A 12,199-nucleotide genomic window follows, 5' to 3' on the forward strand; every position below is an offset into this window, starting at 1 on the left:
GGGGGGGGGGGGGGGGGGGGGGGGGGGGGGGGGGGGGGGGGGGGGGGGGGGGGGGGGGGGGGGGGGGGGGGGGGGGGGGGGGGGGGGGGGGGGGGGGGGGGGGGGGGGGGGGGGGGGGGGGGGGGGGGCGGGGGGGGGGGGGGGGGGGGGGGGGGGGGGGGGGGGGGGGGGGGGGGGGGGGGGGGGGGGGGGGGCGCCCCGGGCGGGGGGGCCCCCCCCCGCCTCACGCGCCGCGGGTGCTCAGACGCTGACGCCGAAGTCCGTGGCGATGCCGCGCAGGCCCGAGGCGTAGCCCTGGCCGACGGCGCGGAACTTCCAGTCCGCGCCGTTGCGGTACAGCTCGCCGAAGACCATGGCGGTCTCGGTGGAGGCGTCCTCGGACAGGTCGTAGCGGGCGACCTCCGCGCCGCCGTCGGCGTTCACCACGCGGATGAAGGCGTTGCGGACCTGGCCGAAGGACTGCTTGCGGGTGTCGGCGTCGTAGATGGCGACCGTGAAGACGACCTTGTCGATCTCGGCGGGGATGCCGGACAGGTCCACGTTGATCTTCTCGTCGTCGCCGTCGCCCTCACCGGTGCGGTTGTCGCCGGTGTGCTCGACGGAGCCCTCGGGGCTCTTGAGCTGGTTGAAGAAGACGAAGTAGCCGTCGTTGGGCACCTTGCCGTCGGGGCCGACCATGATGGCCTGCGCGTCGAGGTCGAACTCGGCGCCGGTGAAGCTGTTCGCGTCCCAGCCGAGCCCGACGACGGCGCGGGTCATGCCCGGCGCCTCCTTGGTGAGGGAGACGTTGCCGCCCTTGCTGAGGCTGACGCCCATGGTGTCGCTCCGTCCTGGTGGTCGCCCACCGTCGTGTCCGTCCTGCGCCGGCCCGGGGCCGGCGTCCGTGCTGTCGAACGCGCGCCGCGGGCGGTGAGTGCCGCCCGGTGGCTGCGCGTCCCCTGGGAGGCTGCGCCCCGCGGGTCAGTCCCGCGAGCCGGAGAACAGGCCTCCCAGCGCGCCGGTGCCCTGCTGGTCGGGCTTCCGGCTGTTCTTGGCGAGCGCCTTGGCGAAGGCCTCGATGGTCACCGACTGCAGGATGACGCGCCCGTTCCCGCGCAGCGTGGCCAGGGTCAGGCCCTCGCCGCCGAAGACGGCGCTCATCACGCCCTGGCGGTTGAGCCGGCCGACGGTCTCCACGCCGTAGGTGATGCGGTCGTCCCAGGCGACGACGCAGCCGGTGTCCACGCGCAGCGTGCCGCCGTAGTCGGCGGGGTTGATGTCGATGAAGTCGCCGGCGCCGGCCAGCAGCAGGGAGCCGCGGCCGGTGAACTTCTCCAGGACGAAGCCCTCCCCGCCCATGAGGCCCTGCCCGAGCCCGCTGAAGGCGACGTCGAAGTGCACGCCCGCCTCGGCGGCGACGAAGGCGTCCTTCTCCGCGAACCACGTGGTGGCGCCGTCGAGCTCCAGGTGGCGCATCTCGCCGGGCAGCACGCCGGCCAGGCCGAGCAGACCGTCGCCGCCGGGGGTGGAGAAGTGCTGGAAGGCGAAGGACTCCCCGGCGAGCATCCGCTTGCCGGCGCCCACCGCGTCGCGCAGCAGCCCGCCCAGCCCGCCGCCGGGTCCCGCGGCGGTGCCGGCGTGCGGGTCGGCGGGCGCCGACAGCTTGGTCTCCATCCGCACGTCGCCGGAGGAGAAGAGGAACTTGCCCGCCTCGCAGTAGACGACCTGGCCGGGGCGCAGGGAGACGACGGCCATCTGGGTGGTCGTGCCGACGAGCTGGACGTCGAGGGTCACGGGGGTGTCCTCCGGGGGTGGCGCGCGCGGGCGCGGGCGGTGCGGGGCGGGCGGGGAGTGAGCTGCGCGGGCGGCTCAGAGGTCCAGGTCGCTGCGGCGGAACTTCGCCTCGAGGAAGCGGCTCTGCTGCACCTGGCGGTCCACGTCGCGGTCGTGGAGGGCGTCGCGCAGCTGCAGGGCGCCGGTGTGCAGCAGCTCCAGCTGCTTGCGCAGCTCGTCGGCCGGGGTGGTGCCGGCCGCCGTGCGGTGCTCGCGGGCGTAGTCGGCCGGCAGGACCAGGAAGTCCTCCACCGTGCGCGGCAGGTGCTCGCGGGCGATGGCCTCCAGGTCGTGGCGCACCTCGACGGGGGCCCCGCGGGTGCGCAGCGCCACCAGCAGGGGCGTCAGGACGCCCTCCACGCGGCGGAACAGGTCCAGCTCGGGCTCCTCGAACCGCTCGCGGGCGCCCTGGACCCGCTGGACGACGCGCTCCAGCGAGCGCTCGGCCTCCGACGTGACCGGCGGGGACGGGGGCGGCGGGGGCCCGGCGGCCGGCCGGGCGGGCGGCGGGGGCTGCACGCGCGGCCCGCCGGGTGGCGGGCCGGGGGGCGCGCCGCCGCCCGGGTGCGGCGGCGGTCCGGTGCGGCCCTGCGTGCGCAGCCGGTTCAGCTCCCGCTTGCGGCGCTTGCGCAGCGTGCGCGCGTGCTCGTCGAAGGAGGCCGTCGCCACGATCCACAGGATCATCAGCGGCAGGGCGGCGGCGGGGGCGCCGATCGCGAACAGGACGATCCACACGGCCAGCCAGGTGCCGCGCACGGCGCCGAGGACGGGGGCCGGCACGAAGCCGAGGCGGGGCAGGTTCACCCCGGCCGGCTTGAGGGTCCGCTCGTCCAGGACCACCCAGTCCTCGCCCCAGGAGGCCATCGGCCCGGGCCGGCGCACCTGCGGGACGGGCGGCGGGGGCGGCGGCAGCTCGAGGGCGGCGGGGTGCGGGCGGTGGGCGGGCGGGCGCTGGCCCCGCAGCACCAGGCGGGCGTTGAGCGCCTCCTGCACCTGCGCCTGCACCCGCTCCTGCAGGCTGAACGCGTCCTGCACCTGCGACTGGACCTGCGCGTGGACCTGCGAGTGGACACGGTCGTGCAGCCGGCCGCGGCGGCCGGGCAGCTCCTCCTGCAGCTGGTTGCGCAGCGGCCGGGCGACGACGTCGCCGGGGGCGACGGGGGCCGGCGGGTCCGCGGGCACGAGGGGCTCGGCGGGCGCGGCGACGGGCACGGTGACGGGCACAGCGGGCACGACGGGCGCGACGGGCACAGCGGGCGCGGCGCCCGCGACGGGCTCCCGCGGGTCCTCCCCCGCTCCCGGCTTGATGAGGTCGACGGCCACGGTGCACCCCCTCGGATCGGTGGCGGGTCTGGGCTACAGGTCGAGGTCGGAACGGCGGAACTTGGCGTCCAGGAAGCGGCCCTGCACGGCCAGCTGCTGCGCGTCGTGGTCGTAGACCGCGCTGCGCAGCTGCAGCGCCCCCTCGTGCAGCAGCCCGAGCTGGGTCAGGAGCTCCTGCGCCGGGGTCGCGCCCGTCGCGCCGCGGCGGGTGCGCGCGTAGTCGTCGGGCAGGTCCAGGTAGCGGTCGACCGCCGCGGGCAGGTACTCCCCGACGATCGTCTCCAGGTGGTGCAGCTCCTCGGCCTCCACGCCGCGCTTGGCGACGTGGGCGATGACGGGGCGCAGCACGTCCTCGATCTCGCGGACCTTGGGCACCGCCCCGTCCGGCAGGCGGCCGCCGGCGGCGTTGACGCGGCGCACCAGCGCGCGCAGCTGCTCGCCGACGACGGCGACCGGGTCGCGCGGGGCGAGCGGGGCGGCCGGCCCCGCCGGCTGCGGCGCCGCCGGCAGGACCGGCTGGTCGGTGAAGGCCGCCTTGATGCGCAACCACCGGGAGTTCGCCATGACCGAGTGCACCAGCCCCAGACCCCACAGGCCCAGCAGCCCGAGGGCGCCGAGCAGGTTCAGCAGCGTCGCGTCGGCGAGCAGGAGCGCCAGCGCCCCGCCCGCACCGGCGAAGTAGCCCGCGGAGGCGGCCACCCACTGGGGCCGCCGGGCCCGCAGGCCCATGTAGAGGAACGCCAGCCAGGGCAGCCCGACCGCCGGCAGCGCCAGCCACCACGAGTTCGCCGCGCGCCAGGTGCGGCTGCGCAGCCGCCGCGAGACGACCTCGGGCGGGGCCTGCGCCGCGCCGCGGGCGCCCCGCCGCACGGGGTGCGCGCCGGTGGGCGCGACCTCGCGCCGCTGACCGCGCAGGGCCCGGGGCGCCGGTCCCTGCGTCCGCTCGCTCACGGCCTGCTCACCGACCCCCCTCGAGGGCCGGGCCCGCCTGCTCGCCGTTGCGGGCGCGCTCCAGGTAGGAGCGGGAGCGGTGCACCTGGCCCTCGAGCGCGTCGACGGTCGTGGCCATGCTCACGACGGCCTGCTGCTTGAAGGTGTCGATGGCGTCCATCGTGGCGAACACGTTGTCGAAGGCCTTCTGCAGCGTCTCCACCGACACGGTGGCGCTGGCGGCCTGCTCGTGGATCTGCCCGGTCTGCTGCCGCAGCATCTCCGACGTCGACAGGATCATCTGGTTCGTCGTCGTGTTCAGCGCGTTGATCTGGTCCAGGACCAGCTTCTGGTTGGCCAGCGCCTGGGCGACGACCACCGCGGTGCGCAGCGCCGAGACCGTCGTCGTGCGCGCGCGGTCGACGCCCTTGATGAGCTCGATGTTGTTCTTGCGCACCAGGTCCAGCGCCAGGTACCCCTGCACGCTGACCGCCAGCTGCGTCAGCAGGTCCTGGTGGCGCTGGCGGATCGGGAACAGGGCGTCGGAGGTGAGGGCCTCCGCGGCCTGCGGGTCGCTGCCGCGCAGCTGCTCGACCTTGGCGACGGTGGCGGCGTCCAGCGACTTGGCCAGCGTGGCGTACTCGGTGAGCTTGCCCATCGTGGCCCACAGGTTCTGCTTCTCCGCCTCGATGGAGGCGTTGTCCTTGCGCAGCTCGTCCTGCCCGGAGGCCAGGGCCTTGATGATGGCGTCGAGCTGGGACTGGGCGTCGGCGTAGCGCTCGAAGTAGCGCTGGACCTTGTTGCCGAAGGGGATGACCCCCAGCAGCCGGCGCGGGCCCTTGAGGTCGGCGCGGCCGGGGTCGAGCTCGGTGACCGTGCGGCGCAGGTCCAGCAGCGTGTTGGCGACCTTGACCTGCGCGTCGGCGCCCGGGCCGGAGGCCTTCTGGCCCTTGGCGCCGGCCAGCGAGGACGCCGGGCGCTCGAGCATCCGGTTGGACACCTGCGCCGAGGCGCGCACCTCCTGCTCGCCCATCCGCACGATGTCGTCGACCTTCTTGGCGAACGCGGGCGAGCGCGGGTCCTGGGCGGCGAGGTCCTCGACGAACGCCTGCGCCTTGCGGGCCAGCTCGGTGCGCGTGGCCTCGTCCAGCGGGATCATGCTCTCGGCCTGGTCGTCGGCGACGACGGGCACGGGGGCGGGCGGCGTCAGCTGCAGGTCGGTCGCGGGCGGGGCCGCGGGAGCCGACGGCGGGCTCAGCGGCTTGCTCAGGTCCAGCGACTCCGACATGTGTCTCCCCCGGTCCTCTCGACTGCCCCGCCCGCCGCGGTGCTGCGGCGGCCGGCGCCCTGCTGCCCCGGGTCGCCCCGGGCTGCCCGGCCATCGTAGGTCGCGACCCCGTCACGGGGCCGGGCGACGGCCGGCGCCCGGTCGATCATCGCCCGGCCGGGCCCCGGCGGTCATCCACCGCACGTCGTACCCGGGCCTGCCCCGGGCGGCGGAGCGAGGACGCCCGTCGTCCGTCGAACGCGGGGGGCCGCCCCCGAGTGCCCCCCGAGCGCTCGGGGAGGGGCTGGACGGCTCCGGGCGGCTCAGCGGTCGTCCTCCTCGGCGTCCTCGCGGTCCCACGCCTCGGTGCGCGCGCGCGCCGTCTCCAGCGCCCGCGCGGCCTCCTCGCGGGTGGCGTAGGGGCCCATGAGGTGCTGCTGCTGGCTCTTGCCGCGCTCCTCCTCCACCTGGCCGGTGTCGACGTTGAAGTAGAACGGTCCCTGGCTCATGCGGGCATCCTGCGCCGCCGGGCCACCCCGCGCACGCCCCGCGCGCGCGCCGCCGGCGGGGGGCCGGGTGCGGGCGGCGACCTAGGATCCGGGCATGACCCCCGGTGCTCCCCCGGCCGCGCTCGTCCCCGGCACCGTCGGCCCCCGGCGGCCCGTGCCCGCCTCGATCCCGCGCCCGGAGTACGTGGACCGCCCCGCGCCCGCGCCGTGGACCGGGCCCGACGTCGTGGACGCCGAGGGCGTCGAGCGGATCCGGCGCAGCAGCCGGCTGGCGGCCCGCGCGCTGGCCGAGGTCGGCCGGCACGTGGCCCCGGGCGTCACGACCGACGAGCTGGACCGCGTCGGCCACGAGTTCCTCCTCGACCACGGCGCCTACCCGTCCACGCTCGGCTACCGCGGCTTCCCGAAGTCGCTGTGCACCAGCGTCAACGAGGTCGTCTGCCACGGGATCCCCGACTCCACGGTGCTGCGCGAGGGGGACGTCGTGAACGTCGACGTCACCGCCTACCTGGACGGGATGCACGGCGACACCAACGCCACGTTCTGCGTCGGGGAGGTGGACGAGGAGTCCCGCCTGCTCGTCGAGCGCACCCGCGAGGCCACCCGCCGGGGCATCGCGGCCGTCGCGCCCGGGCGCCCGCTGAACGTCGTGGGCCGCGTCATCGAGGCGTACGCCCGGCGCTTCGGCTACGGGGTGGTGCGCGACTTCACCGGCCACGGGGTCGGGCCGGCGTTCCACACGGGCCTGGTCGTCCCGCACCACGACGCCGCGCCCGAGCACGGCACGCTCATCGAGCCGGGCATGGTCTTCACCGTGGAGCCGATGCTCACCCTGGGCACGCACGAGTGGGACCTGTGGGAGGACGGCTGGACGGCCGTCACCCGGGACCGCTCGCGCACCGCGCAGTTCGAGCACACCCTCGTCGTGACGGAGACCGGCGCCGAGGTGCTGACCGTCCCCTGACGCCCGCCCGGGAGGACCCCGACCGGACCCGGAGCCGACCCCGGTCCGACCCCGGCAGCCCTGGCGGTGGACCGGCGCCGGTGGCAGCGTCGCGGCCAGCGGCGGGGACCGGCCGGGTCCCCGCCCCGCGCAGGAGGAGGTCGTCGTGGCCGCTGGAACGAGCCTGTCCCGTCCGCAGCAGGGCAAGGTGGTCGCCGGCGTGTGCGCCGGGCTGGCCCGCCGGTTCGGCTGGTCGCCGACCCTCGTGCGGGCGCTGTTCGTCGCCTCGCTGCTGCTGCCGGGCACGCAGGTGGTCGTCTACCTGGTGCTGTGGGCGATCATGCCGAAGGACCCCGGCTGAGGGGCCGGGCGCGCTCGGCAGGACGGCCGCCGCGCCCCTAGAGTCGGCGACCGTGACCCGCGACGACGCCACCCCCGCCAGCACCCCCACCGCCGACAGCGTGCTGTCGCCCGGCGCCGCCACCGGCGGCGGCTCCGCCCTCGGGGTGGACGTCGGCGGCTCGGGCATCAAGGCCGCCCCGGTGGACCTGGCGGCCGGCGCGTTCGCCGCCGAGCGGGTGCGGGTGGAGACCCCGCAGCCCTCCACCCCGGCCGCGGTCGCCGCCGTCGTGGCCGACCTGCTGGCCCGCTTCCCCGAGCACGCCGACGTCCCCGTGGGCGTCACCTTCCCGGCCGTCGTCCAGCACGGCATCACCCGCACCGCCGCCAACGTGGACCGCTCCTGGATCGGCACCGACGCCGAGACGCTGTTCTCCGAGGCCGCCGGGCGGCCGGTCGTCGTGGTCAACGACGCCGACGCGGCCGGGTACGCCGAGACGGCGTTCGGCGCGGCCAAGGGCGTGCGCGGCGTGGTCCTCGTGACGACCCTGGGCACGGGCATCGGCAGCGCGCTGGTCGTCGACGGCACGCTGGTGCCGAACACCGAGCTCGGCCACCTGGAGATCGGCGGGCACGACGCGGAGAAGAAGGCCGCCGACTCCGCCCGCGAGCGCGACGACCTGTCCTGGGCGCACTGGGCCAAGCGCCTGCAGCGCTACTACTCCCACGTGGAGGACCTGCTGTGGCCGGACCTGATCGTCGTGGGCGGCGGGGTGTCCAAGAAGCACGAGAAGTTCCTGCCGCTGCTGGACCTGCGCACCCCGATCGTGCCGGCGCAGCTGCGCAACGACGCCGGCATCATCGGCGCGGCGTGCCTGGCGGCGGCCGCCGCGCGCTCGGCGCGCTAGGTCCCGGCGCGGGTCCCCGCTGTCAGCGGGACCCGGCGCGGCGCTAGGTTCGCGGCATGACGCAGGACGCGACGACGCGCTTCGGCCTGTTCGTGCCCCAGGGCTGGCGGCACGACCTCGTGGGGCTGGACCCCGCCGACCACTGGGCGGCGATGAGCGGGCTCGCCCGCCGCGCCGACGAGGGCGGCCTGTGGGAGTCGGTCTGGGTGTACGACCACTTCCACACCGTCCCCGAGCCCACCGACCAGGCCACCCACGAGGCGTGGACCCTCATGGCCATGCTGGGCGCCGCCACCCGCCGCGTGCGGCTGGGGCAGATGTGCACGTGCATGGCCTACCGCAACCCCGCCTACCTGGCGAAGGTCGCCGCCACCATCGACGTGCTGACCGGCGGGCGCGTCGAGATGGGCATCGGGGCCGGCTGGTACGAGCACGAGTGGCGCGCCTACGGCTACGGGTTCCCCTCGGCCGGCGAGCGGCTGGCCGCCCTCGACGAGGGCGTGCAGGTCATGGCGCAGGCCTGGCGCGAGGGCGTCTCGACGTTCTCCGGCGAGCACTACCGCACCGACGGCGCGATCGTGCGGCCGCTGCCCGCGCAGGAGGGCGGCATCCCGCTGTGGATCGCCGGCGGCGGGGAGCGCAAGACCCTGCGCACGGCCGCGAAGTACGCGCAGTACACGAACTTCGACGGCACGCTGGAGGAGTTCCGGCACAAGTCGGAGGTGCTCTTCGCCCACTGCGCGGACGTCGGGCGCGACCCGGCGGAGATCGTCCGCTCGGCCAACTACAACGTGGCGGTCGGCCGGGACGAGGCGGAGGTCGCCGAGCGCGTGGCGGCCCGCCGCGCCCAGCTGGAGCCGCACGTGTCCGCCGCGGCCGTGGAGCGCGAGCTGCAGTCGCTGGCGCCGGACCTGCCGGCGGTGGGCACGCCCGAGCAGATCGTCGAGAAGCTGCGCCCCGTCGTCGAGGCCGGCATGACCTACCCGATCTTCTACTTCCCCGAGGCCGCCACCGACACCAGCGGCATCGAGCTGTTCGAGCGCGAGGTCCTGCCCGCGCTGCGCGACCTGGGCTGACGCCTCCGCGCCCCGGCCGGCCGTGAAGATCGTCGGATCTTCACGGCCGGTGGGGGTCGACGCGCACGGTGCCGCCGGGGGACGGTGGACCGGACACCGTCGTCCACCCCAGGAGCGCTGCGCCGTGCCCGCCACGCCCACCCCCGACGCCGCGGACCCCGCGGACCCCGCCGGCCCGTCCGAGCCGGAGTCCTGGTCGCTGAAGCTGGCCCTGGCGGAGGCGATCGTCCCGCTCGTGGGACGCCTGCACCGCGACCGGGGCGTCACCGCGACCGTCCACGGCCGCAGCCTCGTGGGCAAGTCCGTCGTCGGCATCGTCAAGGCCCACCGCTTCGCCCGGCGGGTCGACGACGCCGAGCTGCCGCTGGAGCGGACCCTGTCGCTGCTGCACCTGCTGTGCGGGCTGGACCTGCGCCCGGCCGTGGTGGACGTCGCCCGCCTGGGCGCCCGGGGGGCGGGGGCGACGCTGGAGGAGCGGGTGCGCGCCGACCTGGCGCCCGTGCTGGGGCTGCGCGGGCAGCGGCCGTGCGGGCAGCGCGACGTCGTCCTGTACGGCTTCGGGCGCATCGGCCGGCTGGTGGCGCGGATCCTGCTGGAGCACGGCGACCACCCGCACGGGCTGCGGCTGCGCGCGGTGGTGGTGCGCCACGGGGGCGCGGGCGACCTCGTCAAGCGCGCGAGCCTGCTGCGCCGCGACTCGGTGCACGGCAAGTTCCCCGGCACCATCACCGTCGACGAGGAGCGCGAGACCATCACCGCCAACGGGGTGGTGGTGCAGGTGCTGCGCTCGGACGACCCCGGCGCGGTCGACTACGCCGCGCACGGGATCCGCGAGGCGCTCGTGGTCGACAGCACCGGGAAGTGGCGCGACGCCGCGGGCCTGGCCCGGCACCTGCGCAGCCCGGGCGCGGGGCGGGTCCTGCTGACGGCCCCCGGGAAGGGGACGGTCAAGAACGTCGTGCACGGCCTCAACGAGGACGTCCTGGAGGACCGCGACCGGATCGCCTCGGCCGCCAGCTGCACGACCAACGCCATCAGCCCCGTGCTGAAGGTCCTCGACGACCGCTTCGGCGTGGTGCACGGCCACGTGGAGACCGTCCACAGCTTCACCAACGACCAGAACCTCATCGACAACTTCCACAGCGGCGACCGGCGCGGCCGCTCCGCCGTCCTCAACATGGTGATCACCGAGACGGGGGCAGCGCGCGCGGTGGGGAAGGCCGTGCCGCAGCTGGCGGGCAAGCTGACGGGCAACGCGATCCGCGTGCCCACGCCGGACGTGTCGCTGGCGATCCTGCACCTGCAGCTGTCGCGGGAGGTGACCGGCGAGGAGGTCAACGCCTTCCTGCGGGGGGTGTCGCTGTCCTCCCCGCTGCAGGACCAGGTCGACTACGTCGACTCCCCCGAGGTGGTCTCCTCCGACTTCGTCGGCACGCGGACCACGGGCGTGGTGGACGGCCGCGCGACGATCGCCGACGGCCGGCACCTCGTGGTCTACGTCTGGTACGACAACGAGCGCGGCTACTCCGAGCAGGTGGTGCGGGTGGCCGAGGTCATGCAGGGCGTGCGCCGGCCCGTCCTGCCGCCGCTGGCGCCGCTGGTGCTCGACGTGCGTCGGCCGGACGCCGCAGCACCGGCGGGAGCACCGGCGGGAGCACCGGCGGTGGGGGTGCCCGTGTCAGGCGGCTGAGCCGCGCGTCACCCGTTCGCCGCAACCTGTCACCGTTCCGGACCACCAGGAGTACCCGCGGTGCCACAGTGAGTGACGTCCCGACACTCCTGGAGGTCCCCCGATGCGCCGCACCCTCGCCGCCGCGCTGCTGTCCGCGCTGCCCCTCGCGGCCCTGGCCACCCCGGCGGTGCCCGCGAGCGCCGCACCGGCGGCGGGCGGGGGCCTGGTGCTGCGCAGCGCCGCGGTGACCACGACCGCACCGGCCAGCACCCGGCCGCTGGACGCGGACTGCTGGCGCGGGCGCAGCGGCGCGCTGTGCGGCTACGGCGTCGTCGACGTCGTCCTCGGCGGCTTCGGCGCCTCGGGCGGCGTGCCCGACTGCTCCCCGTGGACCGAGGGCTGCGAGGAGCCGGTCGCCTCCCTGGTCGAGGCCGCCGGTACCCGGGTCGACGTGCTCGTGCGCTGCGAGGGCTCCTGGCTGCCCCGCCTGCGCTCGGTGCCGGTGACCACGGGCCCGAGCTCGCTGGTGCGCTCGGCGGACGCGACCCCGCTGACGCGCCTGGACGCCGACAGCGCGCGCCTGCAGGTGTCCTTCCCCTTCCCCACCCCGGCCCAGCTGGGCTGCGGCGCCCGACCGGTGCACGTGCTGGCCGCCGCGGCGCGCTCGGTGACGGTCGGCTGGGACAGCGCCCGGGCCGGGGTGCCGGCCGGGACGGCGCGGGTGCCGGGCGCGCACCGCTTCGCCGTCGGCGGCTGACCCGGCTACCCTGCGGTTGCACGTTCAACAACACCCCGACGCAGGAGGCACCGTGAGCGTGAAGCTCGCCATCGTCTACTACTCCGCCACCGGCACCGTGCGGGCCATGGCCCAGCGCGCCGCCGCCGCCGGCGAGGCCGCCGGCGCCGAGGTGCGGCTGCGCCAGGTCGCGCGCCAGACCACCGAGGGTGAGCGCCAGGCCAGCGAGGCGCAGGCCGCGCACAGCGCCGAGGCCACCGAGCCCGCCGCGACCGCGGACGACGTCGTGTGGGCCGACGCGGTCCTCTTCGGCTCCCCCACCCGCTACGGCAACGTGGCCGGGCAGCTGAAGACCTTCATCGACTCCCTCGGCGCGCAGTGGGCGCAGGGCCTGCTGGCCGACAAGGTCTACGCCGGCTTCACCGCCAGCCAGACCGCGCACGGGGGCCAGGAGACGACCCTCATCGCGCTCTACAACACGATCTACCACTTCGGCGGGATCATCGTCCCGCCCGGCTACACCGACGGCCTGAAGTTCGTCGACGGCAACCCCTACGGCGTCTCGCACGTCACGGGCGCCGACAACGACCAGCCGCTGGGCGAGGCCGAGCTCGCGGCGCTGGACCACCTGGCCCAGCGCGTGGTCACCATCGCCGGGCGCCTGACCTCCTGAGCCCCGCGGCC

Annotated in this window: 13 protein-coding genes; 7 read left to right on the top strand and 6 right to left on the bottom strand. The window is 76.2% G+C overall.

Annotation, left to right across the window (positions count from 1 at the left end; all coding sequences use genetic code 11):
• Nucleotides 1–240: 240 nt before the first annotated feature.
• From AB8M62_RS15425 to AB8M62_RS15450, 6 genes are all read right to left on the bottom strand, one after another.
• Nucleotides 241–816 (bottom strand): TerD family protein, encoded by a 576-nt coding sequence (locus AB8M62_RS15425; RefSeq protein WP_369054725.1) that lies wholly within the window; start codon nucleotides 814–816, stop codon nucleotides 241–243.
• A gap of 144 nt (nucleotides 817–960) precedes the next feature.
• Nucleotides 961–1,773: an AIM24 family protein gene (locus AB8M62_RS15430; RefSeq protein WP_369054724.1), complete on the bottom strand. Its 813-nt coding sequence runs from the start codon at nucleotides 1,771–1,773 to the stop codon at nucleotides 961–963.
• Between the two features lie 75 nt (nucleotides 1,774–1,848).
• Entirely contained in the window at nucleotides 1,849–3,135 is a 1,287-nt protein-coding gene (locus tag AB8M62_RS15435; protein WP_369070124.1) for a hypothetical protein, read from the bottom strand.
• Nucleotides 3,136–3,168: 33 nt separating this feature from the next.
• Nucleotides 3,169–4,086, bottom strand: a complete 918-nt coding sequence (locus AB8M62_RS15440; RefSeq protein WP_369054721.1) for a hypothetical protein — start codon at nucleotides 4,084–4,086, stop codon at nucleotides 3,169–3,171.
• A gap of 7 nt (nucleotides 4,087–4,093) precedes the next feature.
• Nucleotides 4,094–5,353 carry a toxic anion resistance protein gene (locus tag AB8M62_RS15445; protein WP_369070125.1) on the bottom strand — a complete coding sequence of 420 codons (1,260 nt, stop codon included), beginning with the start codon at nucleotides 5,351–5,353 and terminating at the stop codon, nucleotides 4,094–4,096.
• Between the two features lie 302 nt (nucleotides 5,354–5,655).
• A complete protein-coding gene (locus AB8M62_RS15450; protein ID WP_369054719.1) occupies nucleotides 5,656–5,841 on the bottom strand; it encodes a hypothetical protein in 186 nt (61 codons plus the stop codon).
• A 94-nt stretch (nucleotides 5,842–5,935) separates the two neighbouring features.
• Between AB8M62_RS15450 and map the strand changes: the two genes are divergently transcribed.
• The 7 genes from map (at nucleotide 5,936) to AB8M62_RS15485 (ending at nucleotide 12,188) form a co-directional block, all read left to right on the top strand.
• Entirely contained in the window at nucleotides 5,936–6,805 is an 870-nt protein-coding gene (gene map / locus AB8M62_RS15455; RefSeq protein ID WP_369054717.1) for a type I methionyl aminopeptidase, read from the top strand.
• Between the two features lie 145 nt (nucleotides 6,806–6,950).
• Nucleotides 6,951–7,145, top strand: coding sequence for a PspC domain-containing protein (locus AB8M62_RS15460; protein ID WP_369054716.1), 195 nt, complete (start codon nucleotides 6,951–6,953; stop codon nucleotides 7,143–7,145).
• A 103-nt stretch (nucleotides 7,146–7,248) separates the two neighbouring features.
• Nucleotides 7,249–8,031, top strand: coding sequence for a polyphosphate--glucose phosphotransferase (gene ppgK, locus AB8M62_RS15465; RefSeq protein ID WP_369054779.1), 783 nt, complete (start codon nucleotides 7,249–7,251; stop codon nucleotides 8,029–8,031).
• Nucleotides 8,032–8,087: 56 nt separating this feature from the next.
• Nucleotides 8,088–9,107, top strand: a complete 1,020-nt coding sequence (locus AB8M62_RS15470) for an LLM class F420-dependent oxidoreductase (RefSeq protein ID WP_369054715.1) — start codon at nucleotides 8,088–8,090, stop codon at nucleotides 9,105–9,107.
• 199 nt (nucleotides 9,108–9,306) lie between these two features.
• The gene (locus AB8M62_RS15475; protein WP_369070151.1) at nucleotides 9,307–10,797 is read left to right on the top strand and encodes a glyceraldehyde-3-phosphate dehydrogenase; all 1,491 of its coding nucleotides are present in this window, start codon (nucleotides 9,307–9,309) and stop codon (nucleotides 10,795–10,797) included.
• Nucleotides 10,798–10,900: 103 nt separating this feature from the next.
• A complete protein-coding gene (locus AB8M62_RS15480) occupies nucleotides 10,901–11,536 on the top strand; it encodes a hypothetical protein (RefSeq protein ID WP_369070126.1) in 636 nt (211 codons plus the stop codon).
• Between the two features lie 106 nt (nucleotides 11,537–11,642).
• The gene (locus tag AB8M62_RS15485) at nucleotides 11,643–12,188 is read left to right on the top strand and encodes an NAD(P)H-dependent oxidoreductase (protein WP_373694968.1); all 546 of its coding nucleotides are present in this window, start codon (nucleotides 11,643–11,645) and stop codon (nucleotides 12,186–12,188) included.
• The last annotated feature ends 11 nt before the right edge of the window (nucleotides 12,189–12,199 follow it).

Origin of the sequence: Kineococcus terrestris (genome assembly GCF_041020755.1) — a bacterium.
In the GTDB taxonomy this organism is placed as follows: Bacteria; Actinomycetota; Actinomycetes; order Actinomycetales; family Kineococcaceae; genus Kineococcus; species Kineococcus terrestris.

Bases quoted from the DNA above. Each gene is read 5' to 3' on its own strand.
- AB8M62_RS15425 (WP_369054725.1), bottom strand. From the start codon at position 816: ATGGGCGTCAGCCTCAGCAAGGGCGGCAACGTCTCCCTCACCAAGGAG.
- AB8M62_RS15445 (WP_369070125.1), bottom strand. From the start codon at position 5,353: ATGTCGGAGTCGCTGGACCTGAGCAAGCCGCTGAGCCCGCCGTCGGCT.
- AB8M62_RS15450 (WP_369054719.1), bottom strand. From the start codon at position 5,841: ATGAGCCAGGGACCGTTCTACTTCAACGTCGACACCGGCCAGGTGGAG.
- map (WP_369054717.1), top strand. From the start codon at position 5,936: ATGACCCCCGGTGCTCCCCCGGCCGCGCTCGTCCCCGGCACCGTCGGC.
- AB8M62_RS15470 (WP_369054715.1), top strand. From the start codon at position 8,088: ATGACGCAGGACGCGACGACGCGCTTCGGCCTGTTCGTGCCCCAGGGC.
- AB8M62_RS15480 (WP_369070126.1), top strand. From the start codon at position 10,901: ATGCGCCGCACCCTCGCCGCCGCGCTGCTGTCCGCGCTGCCCCTCGCG.
- AB8M62_RS15485 (WP_373694968.1), top strand. From the start codon at position 11,643: ATGGCCCAGCGCGCCGCCGCCGCCGGCGAGGCCGCCGGCGCCGAGGTG.